We start from the raw sequence: 19051 nt of genomic DNA, 5'->3' as shown, positions 1-19051 counted from the left end.
TCAGCTTTTCTCACCCCTCCGTCACAGCGCCATGTCATCCAATGGTCCCAATACACGGTTGGTAAGCACACCAATTCCCTCCACTTCCACCTCTACTTGATCTCCAGGTGAAAGCGGACCGACACCGCTCGGCGTACCGGTCAGGATCACGTCACCGGGTTCCAGCGGAAAGACGGTCGAGATGTGTGCGATTAACTCCGGTACAGTGTGGATCAGGTCGGACGTTCTCCCCTTTTGCCGGACCTCGCCATTGACGCGACAAACGACTTCCAGATCGGACGGATCCAGTTCCGTCTCGATGATGGGGCCGAGCGGTTTGAATGAGTCGAATGACTTGGCGCGAGTAAATTGTCCGTCCTTCTTCTGCAGGACCCGATTGGAAACATCGTTGGCACAAGTATACCCCAATATATAATCCAACGCACGTTCTGCAGGGATGTTCTTGCCTCTCTTTCCGATCACCACGGCGAGCTCTGCTTCATGGTCGATTCGGTCATCCACATTGGGCAACACAATCGATGCCTCTGGTCCGATCACCGCAGTGGGGGAGATCATGAACATCATTGGCTCATCCGGAATGGGCTTGCCGGTCTCCTCCGCGTGTGCGGCATAGTTGAGACCGATGCCGATCAATTTGTTGGGAATGAGCGGCGCTAACAATTGGACATCCCCGGCCGCAACCGTCTCACCCGTTTCCTGCCATGTCTCATACAGAGAGCCTTTGATCGGGTGAATCGCATCCCCGCGGACAATGCCGTACCGGATCTGTTTTTGATAAAGGTATCGAACGATTTTCATGACGTTTCCCCCTTTTTGGACATAGAAAAAAGTGCATCCCCATAGGAGATACACCGATATTCTTCGACAAAGGTCAGAAATGTTCCTTTTCAGTTGACGTTCCTTCACAAAGCCTCCAACATCATCATTTCGCGACGAAGTTCACGCAAGCGCGTTTTGCATTGATCGATCCGGTGGGGATCGTTTTCAACCATTGCCTCATGCAACAGGGCCAGTTCGTAATCCAACTCCATTCTCAGAACCGGTATGCGCTTCTCAGGTTCCCGGCATTTGAACGCACGGATCACTTCTTCCACGGTTACGCTGCACCCCTTCTCTCGCTGGTATCTTCCCATGAGATCCCACCCCGTTTTTTGATGAAGGAAACGCCATCGGTGCTCCAGATTTTGGGACGGAAGGGAATCTGGCTACAGGATGCCCTTCCAAACTAGGAAATAAACCTATCCGTTCCGATCCAGTTTTCGATTCCGCCAATCGAACTTGTTACCTACAACGTACGCAGGTTCTTCGAATTCGGTCACGGTTCTCCGCTGATATGATTTATTTTTCGCAATTTTTATCCATTCAGACATAGGCCATTTCGTGATTCTATCAACATTGTGCTATTATGAAGAATAAGCTTGACTTCTATGAATGAATCCACGGACGGTGAATGAACATTGATGTTTTCCGGATTTACTGATAAGGATTTTGACGTGTTTGCCATACCCGGACTGGAACCGAGAATGGAGGCGCTGAGAGCGCAAATCCGGCCCAAATTGGAGGCGATCGCCGAAGCGGCGATTCCGCTGTTGGAGCAAACGATTGGAGAACCCTTTTACGTGCATGTGGCGAAACACGCCCGTCGCACCGTCAACCCGCCGGATGAAACATGGGTGGCTTGGTCGACCAACAAACGCGGTTACAAGGCGTATCCCCACTTCCAAGTCGGTCTCAGGCAATCGCACGCGTTCATCATGTTGGCCATGATCGAGGAATGCAAAAGCAAAAGCGCGTTCGCACGCGGCCTTTTGAAACAACTGGATGAGGTGTGGCCGACGGTACCGGATGGATTCGTCATTTCGGAAGACCATACGCAACCGGAAACCAAGGCAAAAAATGAACTGGGGTTAGATGGAATACGCCGTGTTTTGGAGCGATTGGAAAAGGTGAAAAAAGCAGAGTTTCTGTGCGGAGTCCTGTTGAATCGCCGCGATCCAGTTGTTCAGGACGGTCAAGCGTTTCTCCGTTCGGTACAAACGACGTTTGAACGCCTGTTGCCGTTGTACCGTTTGGCGGAAACGGCAGGGCACTGATCTTGTCGGGGATCCGGAATAAGTTCTTCGCTAACCTGGGGAAAACATGGCCCCCTTGCAGAAATGACCAGACACACCCTAGAAAACCGTTTTTCTGCCCAGCAACGAGTTGAGCCGAGAGCGTGTAGGTTCACCCGGTGTAAATGATGCTGAGGCGGAGAGACGGTTTTTTGTTGATTTTGTTATGAAACGGTTGATTTTGTACTATAACAGTACTATAATATATCTGAAAATTATATAACAGGCCCTGTTTTCAAAAAAAAAAAAAAAAAACGCTCCGTTCAACGGAGCGGAAAATCCTATTGCTACCCCCCGGGTTTCAACGAAACGACTGCAACAGGGCCTGTTGTTCTTCTTTTGGTAAACGCAGATCCAACTTAGCGGCGGCGACATCGCTTGCTCCCGACATCACTTCGTGGTATACCGGTCGCTTTTGTTTGTACAGGATACCAGTCACCGTCCCTTTCGTTTCGGCCAGCACGCGTAGGGCGCGATCGGCGTCTTCCGGTTGGTATTCCTCCAACTCATCCACGTTGACCAATTTTTCTTTGAACCATTCGTACGTATTGACTTTATTGAAGGTGACACACGGGCTGAAACAGTTGACCAGCGCAAATCCTTGGTGACTGATCGCCTCTTTGAAAATCTGGGTCATCTGTTTTACGTCACCGGAAAACGCTTGGGCCACGAAGCTGGCACCGTTCACGATCGCCGTTTCTACCGCTTTGACCGGCTCTTCGGCGGCACCTTGCGGCGAGGTTTTGGAACGGAAGCCCCGTTCACTGGTCGGGGAAGTTTGACCGGTGGTTAACCCGTAAATATGGTTGTCCATCACGATGTAGGTGATGTCGATATTACGGCGAACCGTGTGGACAAAATGACCCATACCAATGCCGTAGCCATCTCCATCACCCCCGGCGGCGATCACCGTCAGATCCTGGTTGGCTAGTTTCACGCCGGTAGCCATGGGCAAAGACCGTCCATGCAGGCTGTGAAAACCATAGCTGTTGAAGTATTGGGATATTTTTCCTGAACAACCGATTCCCGATACCAAGGCCACTTGTTCCGGCTCCAATCCCAACTCGACAACAGCTTTCTGCAAAGCCGCCAAGACGGTGAAATCCCCGCAACCCGGGCACCACGTCGGCTTGTTTTTCGTTCGGAAGTCCTTCATTGTCGCCATCTTACATCCCCACTTCCTGCTCCAGTTTGCAATGCGCCAAAATCTCCTCCACCGTAAACGGGTCCCCACTGAATTTCAAGCAGGATTGGATTTTGTTATGGAATCCGACGCGTGCACGGATCAGCTCCGCCAACTGGCCTGTGGCATTGTTTTCCACGACGAGAATGCGTTCTGCACCGGACAGATACCGTTTGACCATCGCATCCGGGAACGGTTTGACCACCTTAATCTGCAGGTGACCCACCTTTACTCCATTTTCCCGCAACTGCTTGACAGCTTCTCCGATCTGCGCGCGGGTGGAGCCGAAACCGACCAGCGTCAGCTCCGTCGTCTCCGAGCCGTCGTATTCCACACCCAACGCGGACGGGTCGAAGGCATCCAGTTTGCGCATCCGTTTGGCCATTTGTTGGACGCGGGTTTCCGGATCTTCGATCTCCTCGTTGGCTCCCTCATCGTGCTCGTTGCTCATCGCCACGAACCGGCCGTATTTCTGCCCGGGAATCGAGCGTTTGGAAATCCCCGACTCGGTGACGGCGTAACGGCGGTATTCGCCGGGTCCCAAGGCCAGCAACTCTTCTTCCGAAATCAATTCGCCCCGGTCGATGGTCACTTTTTCAAAATCGATCGCGCCAACCGGCACCGATTGTTTGGACATTCCCAGATACAAGTCGGTGGCCACAATCACCGGGCATTGGTATTTCTCCGCCAGATTGAATGCTTTAGCCGTGTAGTAGAAACACTCCTCCACCGTCGAGGGCGTCAGTACAATGCGCGGGATTTCCCCATGCGAACCGTAGACCAGTTCATTCAGGTCAGACTGCTCTGTTTTGGTCGGCAACCCGGTTCCCGGACCACCCCGCATGACATCGACGATCACCAAAGGCGTCTCCGAAATCCCTGCGAGGCCGATTGCTTCCTGCATCAACGACAGTCCCGGACCCGAAGTGGAAGTCATCGCGCGCACACCGGCATAGTTGGCTCCGATTGCCATAATACAAGCAGCAATCTCATCTTCGGCCTGCAATACTTTTCCTCCGTATTTGGGGAAATGCGCCAGTGCGGTGTACATGATTTCCGTGGCCGGCGTGATGGGATATGCCGCCAAAAACCGGCACCCTGCGGCCAACGCACCCAATCCCACAGCTTCGTTCCCGGAGAGAAACAAATGACCGCCGCCGTCTTCGGCCGGTTGCGGGTTGGGCAACTGTTTCAGCACGCCGTACCGTTCCATGGCAAATTCAAATCCGGCTCGGACAGCCGCCTTGTTGCTCTGTACCATGGATTCCCCTTTCTTGCCGAACCGCTCTTCGATCAGAGAGTCAAATGCATCTGCCGACAATCCGACGATCGCCGCAGAGACCCCGCCAGCCACCATGTTTTTCATAATCGGACTTCCCAGATCTTTGGCCATATTCGTCACGGGAACGGGGCACAGTTTTACCCCATCCGGTATGACAGGGGACTTCAATTTGCCGGAATCATAGATCAATACGCTATCTTCCGTCAGTTCATGGGCGTTTTCGTCGATGGTCCGTTGATCGAATGCGATCAAAATATCCAAATCGTCGCCATGGTATCCCACGGGATGATCTGCCACCCTCACTTTGTAGTTGGTGTGACCCCCTTTAATGAGCGACATAAAATGGCGATACGCAAACAGATAATAACCCAAACGGTTGAGTGTGGTGGCAAAAATGTCCCCGGTGCTGTCAATCCCTTCCCCCTGGGCGCCGCCCACTTTCCATGTCAATGTCGCCAAAGTATTCACCCCTTTACATGTTTATTCATCTCGGACACAAGAAACGCCCCATCCCTCGGGCTCTCCATCCCCCCCTACAGATGGTTTTATTATTGATGCTACTGAAAAGCCTCAGAAATTTCAAGTCAAATCACAAAAGTCATTTTTCATCATTTATTCTGTCAAAAAATCTCAACAAACGCAACTACTTCCACACCCATACGTTTCGGCCATCATCGCTCCAATCAACGCCGCGGACCAGCGCTTCGCCGATTATCAGCAAAATCCTGCCTGCTATATCCAACAGCCACTTTCTCGCAATCTTCACACATCTACTCACCCACGGGATTTCGATTCCGACGAAAAAAATTCCTCCCATCCTGTATTTTCTCTCTTCAGTTTGCGATCTGTTTTTGTTATACTTGCCGAGTGAATCTTTATGTAAAGGCAGGCATGTAACCATGATGCCCAGACAGTATCAAACACCGCTATTTACCAAGCTGAAAGAACACGCGGCAAAGAATCCAATTCAATTTCACATACCCGGACACAAAAAAGGGCATGGCATGGACCCCGAATTTCGCGATTTCATCGGCCCCAATGCGCTCTCCATCGATTTGATCAACATCGCGCCCCTGGATGATCTGCACCATCCGCACGGTGTGATCCAGGAAGCGCAGGAATTGGCGGCGGAAGCGTTCGGGGCGGATTACACTTTTTTCTCCGTTCAGGGAACCAGTGGTGCCATCATGACGATGGTGATGTCCGTCTGCACGCCGGGGGACAAAATCATTGTCCCGCGCAATGTTCACAAATCCGTGTTATCCGCCATCATTCTTGCCGGCGGCCACCCGGTATTCGTGCATCCGGCCATGGATGATCAGTTGGGCATCGCGCACGGCGTCACCGCCCGTGATGTGGACAAAGCCCTTCGCGCTCATCCGGATGCCAAAGCGGTGTTGTTAATCAATCCAACCTATTACGGTATCGCCGGCAATTTGGCCGAAATCGTCGATTTGGTGCACCGTTGGGACATTCCGGTACTGGTAGACGAAGCGCACGGCATTCATACGCATTTCCACGAACGGCTCCCCATGTCCGCAATGCAGGCCGGTGCAGACATGGCTGCCACCAGCATGCACAAACTGGGAGGATCACTGACGCAAAGCTCAGTCCTCAACGTCAAGGGCAACCGTATCAATCCCAATCGGGTACAATCAATCATCAGCATGTTGACAACCACATCTACATCATATTTGCTCTTAGCTTCGCTGGATGCGGGGCGACGTTTTTTGGCCACGCAAGGTCACGCTCAATTCGAGCTGGCGTTGAAGTTGGCCGATCAGGCGCGCAAACGGATCAACGAAATCCCGGGCATCGTCTGTGTAGGCCGAGAAATTCTCGGTACGGACGCCACATATGACATGGATGAGACCAAGTTGACCATCCATCTCAAACATTTGGGCATCACCGGCTATGAAGCGGAAAAATGGCTGCGTCAGAACTGGAATATCGAAGTGGAACTGAGCGATTTGTACAACATCCTGTGCCTCATCACCCCGGGCGACTCAGAAGAGACGATCAACATATTGGTAGAAGGTCTGCAGGATTTGTCCCGGCATTTTTATTCGCCCGACCGGAAAAACGGCGGTCCGATCCGTCTGCCGGATATCCCGGAATTAGCGGTATCACCGCGGGACGCGTTTTATGCGGAAACGGTCACCGTTCCGCTGGAGGAGTCGGTCGGTCGCATTATTGCCGAGTTTATCATGATTTATCCCCCGGGTATCCCGGTGTTGTTGCCCGGGGAACGCATCACGCAGCAAAACATCGACTACATCCGTGAACACTTGGAAGTGGGATTGCCCGTCCAAGGTCCCGAAGATCCCGATATCCGAATGGTGCGCGTAATCCGCTAAAACCCACCCATGATGAACGGGTGGGTTTTTTTTATCATTTTCGTCGGATGAACCATTTCCCTTTCATGTAAAAAAGAAACACCACCCGTGACGGGCGGTGAGACCGCTAGCTCCACTTGCATCTATTTCGTCAAGTGCAAAGATCGCTGTTAGGAAAACGGCCACGCTCTTTCAGAGGAACGGGTCCGAATCTCTCGTCGGGTGTCGTGCTTTACATCAGAGCCCACATGTCAACAGCCGGACTACCTGTATTGATGTATGGTGAATCCTAGTGCTGTTGGTTTCAGGTATTCAGTCACGCGGTTTGCGATGCCCTACGTTGTCCGCGCTGTTTTTCCTCACCGCATCCAGGACATTTGCCGTACAACACACCAGTTTTCTCGGCTTCCGTGAAGGCGATGATCTTGTCGCACGTTTGGCAGACAATCACTTCCATGAAAAATCCCCCTCACGCGGAAATGTAACCGCTTCAATTAATGTGTCACTATTAGTATAATGTGATATCATATTTATGTCAATGCCCCTTGAATGATTAGGCTTATTTCACCAAAATGAAACCGCGAGGCACGGGATTGATTCACACTTTCTCCCGTTATACCTCGCGGTCGGTTTCACTCCTGCGATGAGCGGCACTATGTGATGGTTCAACCAAATCAGACATGACGGTCATCTCCGTTTAATGCTCGGCCTCGGCTTCCAAGGTCAGTCCCGGAAGGTTGTTACTGAAAAAGACAGCCAACTCCTCCGCTTCTTCCTTGGACTTCAAATTGTACACCTTTTGCAGATATTCCAGGTTCTCCACATCATCTTGTGACAACAGAGAGGAGCGTCCCGTCTGCATACAAACGACCAATGGCTTTCCAAAAAACATGTTGGTATACACGATCCCGAAATCATATCGACCGTGTTCCGAAACAAATCCGACAAAACGCACCTTGACTTGTTCCGCTTCATCGTACAGCCGTTCATAGAGACTCATGCTGATCTCCTCCTTTACAAAAGTCTGTCACGCCAAAAGGAAGCCATATCTTTTATAATATGTCTCTCCATCGGAATTGATACTTCCGTTGAGGAAAAAAGCGGTATCTATTGACACAAAGACAGGGTTAGGGGTGTATTACCCGTTTCTCGTAATCTTCAAACCTGCTCAGCCTTCTCTCATAGAGTCGGATACAGGGTTGAAAAGATAGGAGTGAGGACTTCTGATGGGGTCTGATCAAGGCCGTGGAACCTGACTGGCGTTCACGACGTGATCATTTGCACTCTTCCGACTTCGACTCAAACAAAGAAGCCAATTCACAGAAAAACGCGATATCCTCCTCATCGATCTGGTCGCTCGGCTCTCCAACCACCACCAGCTCTCCAATTAAGTGATGGCCACGATAAAACGGGACGAACACTTCGATGCGCTTGCCCCTCTTTTCCCGGACGACACCGCCCCGGGCAGCTGCCAGGCTGTGAAGTCCTTCACCGAAACGAACCCGGTAGGGATACGGATTGGCTCCTGCATAGCCCAGACATTCAAACATGTACGGCTTGGTGAGGTAGATGCCGACAAATTGATATGCCTCCACTTTTTCATACAAACATTCGATAACAAAATGGTACAGTTCTTCGATTCCTCCGTCCATTTTGTCCGACATGACACCGATTTCTGAGCGGAGTTCATCCAACAGGTCCGATTTTCGCATGCACATCTATCCCCCATCGGACACTGAAAGTTAGATATTAGTGTATCATAAGGGAGTGTGCAAGACAACATATTTTCACAATATTTTATAGTTTTATTACGAATAAACCAATGTCCGTTTTTTGTGGAATGGCATGATTCTGATTTGTTTGTTCAAATATCCCGGAACGTGCTAAGATGATTATGTTGCAGGAGATGGAAAAGACCAACATATGGCAGAGGTGACATGTATGAACCAAGTAGCGACGATCCGCCTGGTGGAAGGTTCGATCCAATCGAAAATCGAGTTGCATCAGGTGAGGGAACATCTGGAACGTTACCGGAAGATGAGCGCCTATACTGGTCAACAGTTGGACTGGGACTACGCCGCTGCTGCGTTTCCGTACCGGATCGAGGAAAAATCCAAAGATGGACGGTCATGGTTGGTGTTGACGGGTACCAATCCCAACCTGTACAAATACTTGGTAATCGGTGTGGTGGAACCGGATCGGATCCAAATCATCCTCCCCGCCGATTCAACCCATGGAGACAAAGCCAAAGCCAACGAATTGTCCCGGTATCTCGCCCGTTCCCTGAAAGCTGAACTGCATCTGTTCAACGGACGGGTCATGTATTTCTATCCCAGAAAATAGCGCATGCAAATCCATCATTTTCTTCTCCTCATCTGTTTGTTCCGTGGTAAAATAAGAACAAACGTTCGTGAGGAGGGGACGGAATGACTGCCCGACGCACCGTATTGTTGGCCGATATGAATGCCTTTTACGCCAGCGTGGAGCAGATGCGCAACCCACATCTGCGCGGACGCCCTGTCATTGTCTGCGGTGATCCGGCCCGTCGGCGCGGCATTGTGCTGGCCGCTTCGTACGAAGCAAAAAAATACGGTGTGAAAACCGGGATGGCCGTTTATCAGGCCAAGGAGCTGTGCCCCCATGCCTGTCTGGTCCCACCGCGCATGGAACGGTATTTGCAAGTATCGGTACGGATCGTCGAAATTCTGAAACAATTTTCGCCGCTGGTCGAACCTTTTTCGGTAGATGAGGCGTTTGTGGAAACCACCGGATGTGAAGCCCTCTTCGGTGACGGAAAGACAACGGCCCGGCTGATCAAGGAACGTATCTTTCGGGAAACGGGTCTCCGCTGCTCCATCGGAGTCGGTCCCAACAAGCTGATGGCCAAGATGGCTGCAGGGTTGGAAAAACCGGACGGATTGACCGTGCTGACGCCGGAGGACCTCCCCCGTCGCATCTGGCCCTTGCCGGTGATCGAGTTGTTCGGTGTCGGGCCGCGCATGGAGCGGCATTTTCACCGGATGGGGATCCGGACGATCGGTGATTTGGCCCATGCCGATCCGGAACTGCTGCAACACCGCTTCGGTGTGATCGGACGCGTGTTGCACCAATCAGCCAATGGTATCGATCACAGCCCGGTCGATCCCCATTCACTGGATGAAAACAAATCGATCGGACATCAGTTCACCTTACCCCGAGATTACGAGACCGAGTCGGATATTCGTGTCGTCTTGCGGGAGCTGGCGGAGGAAGTTGCCAGTCGGGTACGCCGAGCGGGTGCCACCGGACGAACGGTGTCACTTACCTTGAAGGGGATGGATTTCACTTCCATTCACCGCTCGTATACCCTGCCGGAACCCACCAACATCGGGCGGGTGATTTTTGAAGGAGCCTTGCATCTGTTCCGCCGGCATTGGAACCATGCTCCCATTCGGCTGGTGGGGATCAGCCTGGGAAACTTGGAACCGGAACGCAGCCTGCAGCTGGACCTGTTCGGTCGTACGGCCAAAGACCAACAGCTGGCTGATGCGATCGACCGGATTCGGGAACGGTTCGGCACGACGAGTATTTTATACGCCCGTTCACTCACACCCGCCAGCGTTTTCTATGACCGCGCGGGCAAAATCGGTGGCCACCACAAATAAAAAAGCGCACCCTTCTTCATTGCGGGTGCATTGTAGGATCGAAATTACTTATCATTATCCGTATCGCTTTCCGGTTCTTCGCTCACTCCATCCGAATACCTCAACCAGCGCCCAGCAACGCATAGACGCCCAGTGCGAATCCCGTGCCCAATACGCCCCCCATCACCACATCCGTCGGGTAATGGAGCGCGAGATACATCCGGGATAGACCAATCAGACAGGCCAACGGCAACCAAATGACTGCCGACCACGGCGCATGGAGCACAAACACGGTGGCGATGGAAAATGCGGCCGTCGTGTGCCCGGAAGGAAAGGAATAGTCCGTCAAAGCATCGGGAAACGCATACAACTCACTCAATCGCAAATGAGGGCGGATGCGGGGAAGATAATGTTTGCAGGCCCGTACGGCCAAGTGACTGCCCGCCAGTGCAGCGAACCCCTCCACCGCCCATTGCTTCATCGAAGAGGAAGTGAACAACCACCAGACAACCAAAAACGTGATCGTGCAAAAAGCACCGCCCAAATGGGTCAACCGGCACATCAGCCAGTCCATCACCCGAGACTTCCACTGGCGGTTGACATAACACACTAACCAAACATCCATCCTCTGAATCCGATGGACCAGACGTTGCATCTGTCGCCCAACCCCCGTCAAGCGTCTTCCTATTCAGCCTAAACGACACAGATGAAGAAATGATAAACAACATGTGAACATTTTATGGAGCCTAGTTCAACGATTGAACACCTGCTCCAAGATGTACCGGCGCTCAGCCGGTGTGAAATACTTCCAAAACCAGTCCCCGTAAATCAAGAGATCCAGATGCAGGTGAAGATCATTGACGTTGTGTTCCACTCCCGAATGCGTGCCCGAATTGCCGACATAGCCGATCAGTTGACCTTTTTTTACGTGTTGTCCCACGTAGAGGCCATCCGCAATCCGGCTCAAATGAGCATAACGGGACATCACGCCTTTGTCATGCTGAATCCAAACCGTCCGGCCCCGCATCTTATCCAAAATGTACTGAGGTGTCTGTCCATCGTTTTGCTCACCGATCCGCAACAAACGATTCCGCTCGGCATCGGACATCTCTCGATAATCCTTGTCCGCCCTGACCACGATTCCGTCCGCCACCGCATAGACGGGGGTCTGGGAATCGATCTTCACCCCGCACGCATAACCATACCAGTCGATCCCTTCGTGTACACCATGACGATACTTCCGCGGCGCCCCCGGCAAATGAGATTCGCGCTCACTCACTTTGGCTCCCCGGATGGGTGGTTGCAGGAAAGACAAATATCGAACCATTTGGGCGGGCGAAAACGACGCGCTCGGATCTTTCATTGGAGCCGATTGAACCGGCACCGCATCCCTAACACTGATCCAAGCAGTGGTTCGTTGGAAGCGGATGGTTTTTCCCAAGCCCTCTTTCAGAGCAGACGAGGGAATCCACACCTCATTTCCCCAAACTTCAGGCCGTTCTGTCATCGGCAGGTAGATTCCGTTGCGTTTCAACACAGGTGCCGATCGCAACATCTCCAAGACCGCATTGCCTTCACGGATGGTGATGATGCCTTCCTTGGCTTGGTAAGAGACTTGAATATGTAGCCGTTTCAGGTCGTTCAAACGAAAATAGACCGTTCCATTCACCGACCGGAACGGCAAAGCGACTTCGGAGGAGGAGCGGTTGGCTTTGGAAGCAGGTAACCGAAAAATCGAGGAATGTTCTTCCACCTGTTGATGCCATTCCCGCACCCATTTACGCCACCCCGCGTCGTCCCCCTGCTGTGTGAACACGATCAACAACACCGCCAACAATGCGGCTGCGATGAGGACGATTGGTCTTCCCATGACGGTCTCCCTCTACTGTTTTCAAAAGATCCCCTACATGGACAATCCCATTGTACCACACGACTCGCCCACACCTTCAAGATTGGGGGATGTTTTTCACACAATAGAAAAAACACCTCTAAACGAGGTGTTTTTGGTGGGCAGTATAGGAATCGAACCTACGACCTCTTCCGTGTCAAGGAAGCGCTCTCCCTCTGAGCTAACTGCCCAAGTGAAAGTATTCATACTGGTGGGCCCAACAGGACTCGAACCTGTGACCAATCGGTTATGAGCCGACCGCTCTACCAACTGAGCTATAGGCCCATTGAGAATGGCGGAGCTGACGGGACTCGAACCCGCGACCTCCGGCGTGACAGGCCGGCGTGAACTCCAACTTCACCACAGCTCCATATTTGGTTGCGGGGGCAGGACTTGAACCTGCGACCTTCGGGTTATGAGCCCGACGAGCTACCAACTGCTCCACCCCGCGTCATCTCTTCATTTATGTCGTTTTCGCTGACGACAACTATAACTATACAACAGGTCCGAGAGGAATGCAAGAGGTTTTTTTATTTTTTTTTCCGAACCTCAGTTCTGTCCCACAAGTAACGTACGCCATAACGACCGCGCCTCGATTGAAACACTTCGACTTCGGCAGGGCTGTCGTAGCCGTAGACCCACCAATCCTCCTGGATGCGGGCGGCCAAACAGCGTGCCTGAAACCGCGTATCATACAATTTGGCCCAATAAATCCAGCAAGACATCGGTGTTCCCTCCTGCGGATGAACTTCTTTAGGTATTGTGCCTAAACCTCGCTCTATTCATGCCACAAGGGCAAAGGCACATTTTTTCCGCGGAGGATACGAAGACTCGTCTTGGCGCATAAGATATAGCACAAACGGTTCCCCCGTTTGTTTAGGCCATCTGATCTGCCATTGGACAGATGTTCCCTCCTCTAATAAACCCGGGCGCCAGGTAGCGCTTGGGTCTTTTTGATGCGGAACAAAAAAGCCCCGCGCTGTTTCACGCGGAGCAAGGCTATACATTTACTTGGATGGAGATACAACCGCTTTTTCCTCTTCATCGCGCAGCCGGTGCGCCAGTCGGCTGGATGCGGCGGCCGCCACGCTGGCGACCAAATCGTCTATAAACGTGTGGACAGGACCAGATCCATCTTTTTTCGTATCCAGTTGTTTGATCAATCCGATTTTTTGTTTGTCAAGATGACCAAAAGTGGTGACAGCGATGCTTCCGTATCCCAACACAGACCCAAGGGCCAGCGTTTCATCGCATCCAAACAAGCCTTCATCCGTTCTCACTAAGGTTTGAAGGGGTTCTGACAACATCCCCTTTTCCGCCAACATATCCAATTCAGTTCCCACGAGAATGGCATGCTGGATCTCCCGTTTTTCCAATACGGCCCGTACGCTTTCCACGCATAAATCCATCGTCAGGTTTTCGTTGTAGGGAGCTTGCATCTGATATACAATTTCGGCAATCCCTTCGATGGTAACGCCGCGTTGTTGCAGTCGTTCCATCGCCGCCTGTTTCACTTCCCGGCTGTGAACACGTTTCACGATCCGGTATCCCTCCTCTCCTTCTCCCTTGCGGGAGCCTATGTTCATCATAACACACACCGTGATCAACGTGTACGCGCGAAATCTTTCTTTCGCAGCACTTTATCAGCAGTAAGAAAAGAGGGTATAATGAATATACATCGTGATGCATGTCCCCTTGTCGTCTTTATTCGTGTGAAATTTCAGAAAGAAATACACCGCAGTCGAGGTCAGCTCTTGTAAATTTGTCAAAAGGAGGGAGTCCATATGAAATATGGCATTGCGATATTCCCGCAAAAACACGTCCAAGATTTTGCCAACTCCTACCGCAAGCGATATGACCCGCACTATACACTCATCCCACCGCACATCACATTAAAAGAAGCATTTGAAATGGATGAGGCCAAAGTGGACGAGGCGGTCGACCATCTGGAAAAGGTGGCCAGAGAGTCTCAGCCTTTCGAAATCTTTTTTCATAAAGTGAGTCACTTCCATCCGACAAACAACGTTATCTACCTGGCCGTGAAGAATGATCAACCGCTCCGCAAACTGCATGAAAAAATCAACTCCGGTATTCTGTATCACCCCCATCGCTTTCCGTTCACTCCTCATTTGACCATCGGGCAGAATATGTCCACCGACGAATTGCATGACGTTTATGGGAGTCTGCGGATGCGTTCATTGGATCTACATACGGAAGTGGACCGTTTTCATCTGTTGTATCAGCTTGAAAATGGCTCTTGGAGCGTGTATCAAAGCTTTCTTTTGGAAGGGTAGTCGTTCGACGAGATAGGTGGTTCCCTTTCAACGGTAAGACATGAACAGGGCAAATGCCCTGTTGAGACTGCTGACAAAGGTAGCAGGTCAGCAGTCTTTTTTTGTCGAAATTTTTGTCGAAATTATATTAGCGAGGTGATCTTCATTGGATGTCAAAATAAGATGTGCTAACGTTTCAGACGCTGGCTATATAGCAGCTTTGTCAGGCCAGTTGGATTACCCCACGAGTCAAGAAGTAGTTAGTATCTGGTTACAGCGGTTTTTGAATCATAAGGATCATGCTGTTTTTGTCGCGGAAGTTGGCCAGAAAATTGTGGGTTGGGTACATGCGTATAAGACTTATTATTTATATGGACCTGTATTTGCTGAAATTGGGGGGATTGTAGTAGACAGTAACCATAGAGGCACTTCAGTTGCACAACAATTAATGCAAAGTTGTGAAGAGTGGGCGAAAAATAACGGCTGTGCTTACGTTCGTGCACGTTCAGGTTCTACTCGCTTAAGAGCTCATGCATTCTATACAAAAATTGGTTATGAACAGTCAAAAACCCAAAAGGTATTTACGAAGTACCTTATTTAATCGAAATCAAAAGATAACCAAGGGCAAAGGACGGAATCATATGTTTCAAACCCACTCCACCCGGCAAGGCAGTATTGAGTTGGTCAACATCGAGGATTAGGTGCCACAGGATCACTTGTTGCGGAAGATCGACGCCACCATCGATTTTTCGTTCATCGCGGAAAAGACCCGACCGTTATACTGTGAGGACAACGGGCGTCCCTGTGTGGACCCGATGATGTTGTTCAAAATGTTGTTCATTGGGTATTTGTACGGTATTCGTTCCGAACGGCGTCTGGTGGAAGAAGTGCGGGTCAACGTGGCATATCGCTGGTTTGTGGGACTTTCCTTGACGGACAAGGTGCCGCATGCCACCACATTCAGCCAGAACCGACGCCGCAGGTTCAACGGAACGGCCATCTTCCAAGAGATTTTTGACGAGATCGTCCTACAGGCCATCAACCACGGCTTGATCGAGGGGAAAGAATTGTTCACGGACTCGACGTTTTTAAAGGCGAACGCCAACAAGAACAAATTCAGCCGTCAGCTGGTCCGTCATTCCACGGAGAAGTATGTGGAGGAATTGGATCGTGCCATCGACGAGGATCGCGAAGCGCACGGCAAGCGGCCGTTAAAAAAAAAAAAGACACTCCTGAGGTAGAAAAGGAAATCCGCGTCAGTACCACTGATCCGGAAAGCGGCTACATGGTGCGGGAAAGCAAACCGGAGGGGTTTTTCTATCTGGATCACCGGACGGTAGACGGCAAACACAACCTCATCACGGACGTGTACGTGACACCGGGAAACGTACACGACGCCAAACCCTACCTAGCTCGACTGAAACGGCAGAAGGAACGCTTCGGCTTTGAAGTGGAGGCCGTAGCGCTGGATGCCGGATACCTGACGAGTCCGATTTGTCATGCCTTAAAAGAGCAAGGGATCTTTGCCGTCATCGCCCATCGCCGTTTTCACCCGCAAAAAGGATTGTTCCACAAATGGCAGTTCAAGTACGACGTTGAGCGTGACGTATACATATGTCCGGGAAAACACGAACTGACTTACCGAACCACTAACCGCCAGGGATACCGGGAGTACAAGTCCGATCCGCAAACATGCCGGGATTGCCCGTTTTTATCCCGGTGCACCCGTTCGAAGAACCATGTGAAAACCATTACCCGTCACGTATGGGAAGATGCCAAGGAGTGGGTTCGTCAAAACCGGTTAAGCGAGCGGGGAAAAGCGCTCTACAAGCGAAGGAAAGAGACGATCGAGCGGAGTTTTGCAGATGCGAAGGAACTGCACGGACTTCGCTACGCACGGATGAGGGGGCTTGCCAGAGTAACGGAGCAATGCCTCCTTACTGCCGTGTGCCAAAACATCAAGAAAATGGCCTTGCTCCTCTGGAAGAGGAGCAAGGGGCCCGAAGGCGGGCCCTTTCTCCGTGATCTTTGTCCGATTTTCTCTATTTTCTTCCAATCCCTATACAAAACCCAGCTGTTTTTCCGCTGGGTTTGTCAATAGCCTCAACAGGGCAAATGCCCTGTTTTTTCTTTTTTGATCGGATTTTTCCTGTTGCATGCAGCGGAGGATCGGGAATACCAATAACGAGTGCAAAGGAGGTATTTTCATCATGAAACAGACCGAAACCGACATCCGAGAGGCACGGACACCCGAAGAACACGCGGAAGTACAACGTATCCGTCGCAAGGTGTTTGTTCACGAACAACAGATGCCCGACGTCATGGAAAAGGATCGGCATGATGAGTCCGCAATCCAACTGTTGGCTTATGAAGCGGACCGGCCGGTCGGCACTTTGCGCCTTCGTTGGATGGATCCAAAAACGGCTAAAATCGAACGAGTGGCGGTGCTTCCGGAACTTCGCGGTACCGGGATCGGCCGCTCGATGCTGGAATCTGTTGAATCTTACGCAAAGCGGAAAGGGGCCAAGCGCTTGGTGTTGAGTGCCCAATGGCATGCACGACCGTTCTATGAAAAATTGGGCTACCGCACCGAAGGAAAACCTTATGAAGAGCTGGGCGTGAAACACATTTGGATGAATAAAAAGCTGGCGTAACACTTGACCGGAAAAACGGGCCCGGCATCGATGATGGAATCATTTACAGGGGTTATGGAAGAATGCGGGTCATCCGCACTCATTTTTACTTTCTTGCGGCCGATTTGAGCCGTTCCACCTGTTTATAGACCACCGTCTTCGTGCCGATCGGTGCATGAAACATCGAACCGTGCCGTTCACCATGAAAATCGGATCCGGCGGTAACAATCAACCCGTGCCGTTCGGCCATCTCCCGGTACCGTTCGGTGCGCTCCTCATCATGATCGGGATGGTACACTTCCAATCCCACCAAGCCGTGGGCGATGATCTCCTCCACCAACTCATCGTTCTCATACAATCCAGGGTGAGCGAGTACGGGAACACCTCCAGCTTCCTTGATCAAGTCGATCGCTTCAAACGGGGTGATCCGTCTCGTGGTGACGTAGGCCGCTCCATCTTTACCCAGATAACGTTCAAACGCCTCATCCATCGAGCGAACGATCCCCTTGTCCACCAATAATTCGGCTATATGAGGACGGCCGATATTCTTCTCGGGTGAGGCGCCTCGCTTTTTGGTCTGCACCTCTTCCCACGTGATCGCAATGCCCAATTCGTTCAACTTCTCAATGATTTTGCGGTTGCGCTCTTCCCGGGTGTTTCGAAGGGATTGCAACCTCTTCAAAAACCATTCCTGCTTCGTATCCACAAAATACCCCAACACATGAACGTCCTGCCCGTCGGCCAACGTGCTGATCTCGATTCCGGGCACCAGTTCTATACCCAGATGGGCCGCCGCGGCCGCAGCTTGAGCCACTCCGCCTACGGTATCGTGATCCGTAATTGCAATTGCCCGAAGTCCCTTATCTTTGGCCATCCGTACAACCTCTTCCGGGGAAAAAAGCCCGTCCGATGCTGTCGTATGTATATGTAAATCCGCACTCATGATTCAACACTTCCTCCCGATTCCAATTGACTTAACCAACCCAAACCATGGCGTTGCATGAACACGCGCCATGGCAAATGGGGTTGATCTAATTTCTTTGTGGCGTAAACCCGTTCCAGCCAACGTCGCACATCGTCCGTCTCTTCTGGCGACATCATCCGTATTGGTCCGATGGGCAAATAATGGACTCCCACTTTGACCGGTCGGGCCATTACAGATGCCCCTTCCTGCCATCCTTCTGTCGGCCAATAACGAGGATCGGCAGTCAACGGTGGTAAATCCGATGCCATTTCTTTCAGAATCCAGTCTTCACCTGAACGTGTCAAGAAAAAAATAGAGTAAAAAGAAGCGATCAGTGTACTCGCCCAGATCAATCGGCTTTTTTTGTCCAACCATGTTTCACCGCCGGCGTCGAGAAACTCTTGAATCAGTCGCCGATGTCGGATATTTATATAATCCAAGGCATACCAGATACGAAATACCTGTTCAGCCAATCCGGACAATGCTCCCGGCTGATCCGGTTTCTGACCGGTTAGTTGTTGAAAGATATGGCGGGCACGCACTTTTTCACGCATCAGCGTTCGCTTTTCCGCAAATGTCAGCACATCGTCCAACAGCCGGTAAAACTGTCTTTCTTTTTGCCGCTGGCGGACTCTTCTCCACCGCAAAAAATCAACATGGTGTTCCTCTTTAGACAAAAACCGATCCCCTCCTCTTTTCATCATACCCTACTTTACGCCCACATAGGACGAAATCGATTGTTCATTTACCATCGTATG

General features: G+C 51.3%; 21 protein-coding genes and 4 tRNA genes. 8 read left to right on the top strand and 17 right to left on the bottom strand.

What is annotated here, in order from left to right:
* Positions 1-21: 21 nt before the first annotated feature.
* Together NWF35_RS13670 and NWF35_RS13665 are read right to left on the bottom strand one after the other, a co-directional pair.
* Positions 22-798 (bottom strand): fumarylacetoacetate hydrolase family protein, encoded by a 777-nt coding sequence (locus NWF35_RS13670; protein WP_301239817.1) that lies wholly within the window; start codon positions 796-798, stop codon positions 22-24.
* Between the two features lie 104 nt (positions 799-902).
* A complete protein-coding gene (locus NWF35_RS13665) occupies positions 903-1133 on the bottom strand; it encodes a YkzI domain-containing protein (protein WP_301239816.1) in 231 nt (76 codons plus the stop codon).
* Positions 1134-1460: 327 nt separating this feature from the next.
* Between NWF35_RS13665 and NWF35_RS13660 the strand changes: the two genes are divergently transcribed.
* Positions 1461-2093, top strand: a complete 633-nt coding sequence (locus tag NWF35_RS13660; protein ID WP_435873901.1) for a YktB family protein — start codon at positions 1461-1463, stop codon at positions 2091-2093.
* A gap of 319 nt (positions 2094-2412) precedes the next feature.
* Here NWF35_RS13660 and NWF35_RS13655 read toward each other — a convergent pair whose 3' ends face one another.
* Positions 2413-3276: a 2-oxoacid:ferredoxin oxidoreductase subunit beta gene (locus NWF35_RS13655; protein WP_301239813.1), complete on the bottom strand. Its 864-nt coding sequence runs from the start codon at positions 3274-3276 to the stop codon at positions 2413-2415.
* Between the two features lies 1 nt (position 3277).
* Positions 3278-5035, bottom strand: coding sequence for a 2-oxoacid:acceptor oxidoreductase subunit alpha (locus NWF35_RS13650; protein ID WP_301239812.1), 1758 nt, complete (start codon positions 5033-5035; stop codon positions 3278-3280).
* 443 nt (positions 5036-5478) lie between these two features.
* On the opposite strand from NWF35_RS13650, the gene NWF35_RS13645 reads away from it, so the two are divergent.
* Complete coding sequence (locus NWF35_RS13645) at positions 5479-6933, top strand: aminotransferase class I/II-fold pyridoxal phosphate-dependent enzyme (protein ID WP_301239960.1); 1455 nt, start codon at positions 5479-5481, stop codon at positions 6931-6933.
* Between the two features lie 295 nt (positions 6934-7228).
* Here NWF35_RS13645 and NWF35_RS13640 read toward each other — a convergent pair whose 3' ends face one another.
* From NWF35_RS13640 to NWF35_RS13630, 3 genes are all read right to left on the bottom strand, one after another.
* A complete protein-coding gene (locus NWF35_RS13640; protein WP_212772656.1) occupies positions 7229-7369 on the bottom strand; it encodes a GapA-binding peptide SR1P in 141 nt (46 codons plus the stop codon).
* Positions 7370-7609: 240 nt separating this feature from the next.
* The gene (locus NWF35_RS13635; RefSeq protein ID WP_301239811.1) at positions 7610-7912 is read right to left on the bottom strand and encodes a DUF3055 domain-containing protein; all 303 of its coding nucleotides are present in this window, start codon (positions 7910-7912) and stop codon (positions 7610-7612) included.
* A 274-nt stretch (positions 7913-8186) separates the two neighbouring features.
* Positions 8187-8624: a hypothetical protein gene (locus tag NWF35_RS13630; protein WP_301239810.1), complete on the bottom strand. Its 438-nt coding sequence runs from the start codon at positions 8622-8624 to the stop codon at positions 8187-8189.
* Between the two features lie 229 nt (positions 8625-8853).
* On the opposite strand from NWF35_RS13630, the gene NWF35_RS13625 reads away from it, so the two are divergent.
* On the top strand, positions 8854-9255 hold the full coding sequence (locus NWF35_RS13625) for a DUF1885 family protein (protein WP_301239809.1): 402 nt from the start codon (positions 8854-8856) through the stop codon (positions 9253-9255).
* Positions 9256-9338: 83 nt separating this feature from the next.
* A complete protein-coding gene (gene dinB, locus NWF35_RS13620; RefSeq protein WP_301239807.1) occupies positions 9339-10556 on the top strand; it encodes a DNA polymerase IV in 1218 nt (405 codons plus the stop codon).
* A gap of 100 nt (positions 10557-10656) precedes the next feature.
* Here the strand turns inward: dinB and NWF35_RS13615 are convergent, their stop codons facing one another.
* The 8 genes from NWF35_RS13615 to NWF35_RS13580 form a co-directional block, all read right to left on the bottom strand.
* Positions 10657-11190: a phosphatase PAP2 family protein gene (locus NWF35_RS13615; RefSeq protein WP_301239805.1), complete on the bottom strand. Its 534-nt coding sequence runs from the start codon at positions 11188-11190 to the stop codon at positions 10657-10659.
* A gap of 96 nt (positions 11191-11286) precedes the next feature.
* On the bottom strand, positions 11287-12405 hold the full coding sequence (locus NWF35_RS13610) for a M23 family metallopeptidase (RefSeq protein ID WP_301239803.1): 1119 nt from the start codon (positions 12403-12405) through the stop codon (positions 11287-11289).
* Between the two features lie 134 nt (positions 12406-12539).
* Positions 12540-12614: transfer RNA gene (locus NWF35_RS13605), tRNA-Val, on the bottom strand.
* A gap of 18 nt (positions 12615-12632) precedes the next feature.
* Positions 12633-12708, bottom strand: a tRNA-Ile gene (locus NWF35_RS13600).
* An 8-nt stretch (positions 12709-12716) separates the two neighbouring features.
* Positions 12717-12793 (bottom strand) — tRNA-Asp (locus NWF35_RS13595).
* A 5-nt stretch (positions 12794-12798) separates the two neighbouring features.
* Positions 12799-12874: transfer RNA gene (locus tag NWF35_RS13590), tRNA-Met, on the bottom strand.
* Positions 12875-12953: 79 nt separating this feature from the next.
* Complete coding sequence (locus NWF35_RS13585) at positions 12954-13148, bottom strand: hypothetical protein (RefSeq protein ID WP_212772663.1); 195 nt, start codon at positions 13146-13148, stop codon at positions 12954-12956.
* Positions 13149-13430: 282 nt separating this feature from the next.
* Entirely contained in the window at positions 13431-13961 is a 531-nt protein-coding gene (locus tag NWF35_RS13580; protein ID WP_301239802.1) for a phosphatidylglycerophosphatase A family protein, read from the bottom strand.
* Between the two features lie 246 nt (positions 13962-14207).
* Between NWF35_RS13580 and NWF35_RS13575 the strand changes: the two genes are divergently transcribed.
* The 4 genes from NWF35_RS13575 (at position 14208) to NWF35_RS13560 (ending at position 17350) form a co-directional block, all read left to right on the top strand.
* Positions 14208-14717: a YjcG family protein gene (locus tag NWF35_RS13575; protein ID WP_301239801.1), complete on the top strand. Its 510-nt coding sequence runs from the start codon at positions 14208-14210 to the stop codon at positions 14715-14717.
* A gap of 145 nt (positions 14718-14862) precedes the next feature.
* Positions 14863-15297, top strand: a complete 435-nt coding sequence (locus tag NWF35_RS13570) for a GNAT family N-acetyltransferase (protein WP_301239799.1) — start codon at positions 14863-14865, stop codon at positions 15295-15297.
* A gap of 100 nt (positions 15298-15397) precedes the next feature.
* A protein-coding gene (locus tag NWF35_RS13565; RefSeq protein ID WP_301239797.1) for an IS1182 family transposase occupies positions 15398-16797 on the top strand; the annotation gives its coding sequence in 2 pieces (ribosomal slippage) (positions 15398-15920 and positions 15920-16797; 1401 coding nt in all).
* Between the two features lie 109 nt (positions 16798-16906).
* Complete coding sequence (locus NWF35_RS13560) at positions 16907-17350, top strand: GNAT family N-acetyltransferase (protein ID WP_301239795.1); 444 nt, start codon at positions 16907-16909, stop codon at positions 17348-17350.
* 85 nt (positions 17351-17435) lie between these two features.
* Here NWF35_RS13560 and NWF35_RS13555 read toward each other — a convergent pair whose 3' ends face one another.
* Positions 17436-18272, bottom strand: coding sequence for a PHP domain-containing protein (locus NWF35_RS13555; RefSeq protein ID WP_301239793.1), 837 nt, complete (start codon positions 18270-18272; stop codon positions 17436-17438).
* Entirely contained in the window at positions 18269-18970 is a 702-nt protein-coding gene (locus NWF35_RS13550) for a hypothetical protein (protein WP_301239791.1), read from the bottom strand. The genes NWF35_RS13555 and NWF35_RS13550 overlap by 4 nt, the downstream gene beginning before the upstream one ends.
* Positions 18971-19051: the final 81 nt, after the last annotated feature.

The sequence above is a fragment of the Polycladomyces subterraneus genome (genome assembly GCF_030433435.1).
GTDB classification, from domain to species: domain Bacteria; phylum Bacillota; class Bacilli; order Thermoactinomycetales; family JIR-001; genus Polycladomyces; species Polycladomyces subterraneus.
Note: the sequence above shows the minus strand (reverse complement) of the source record. Positions and strands in the feature narration are given on the sequence as shown.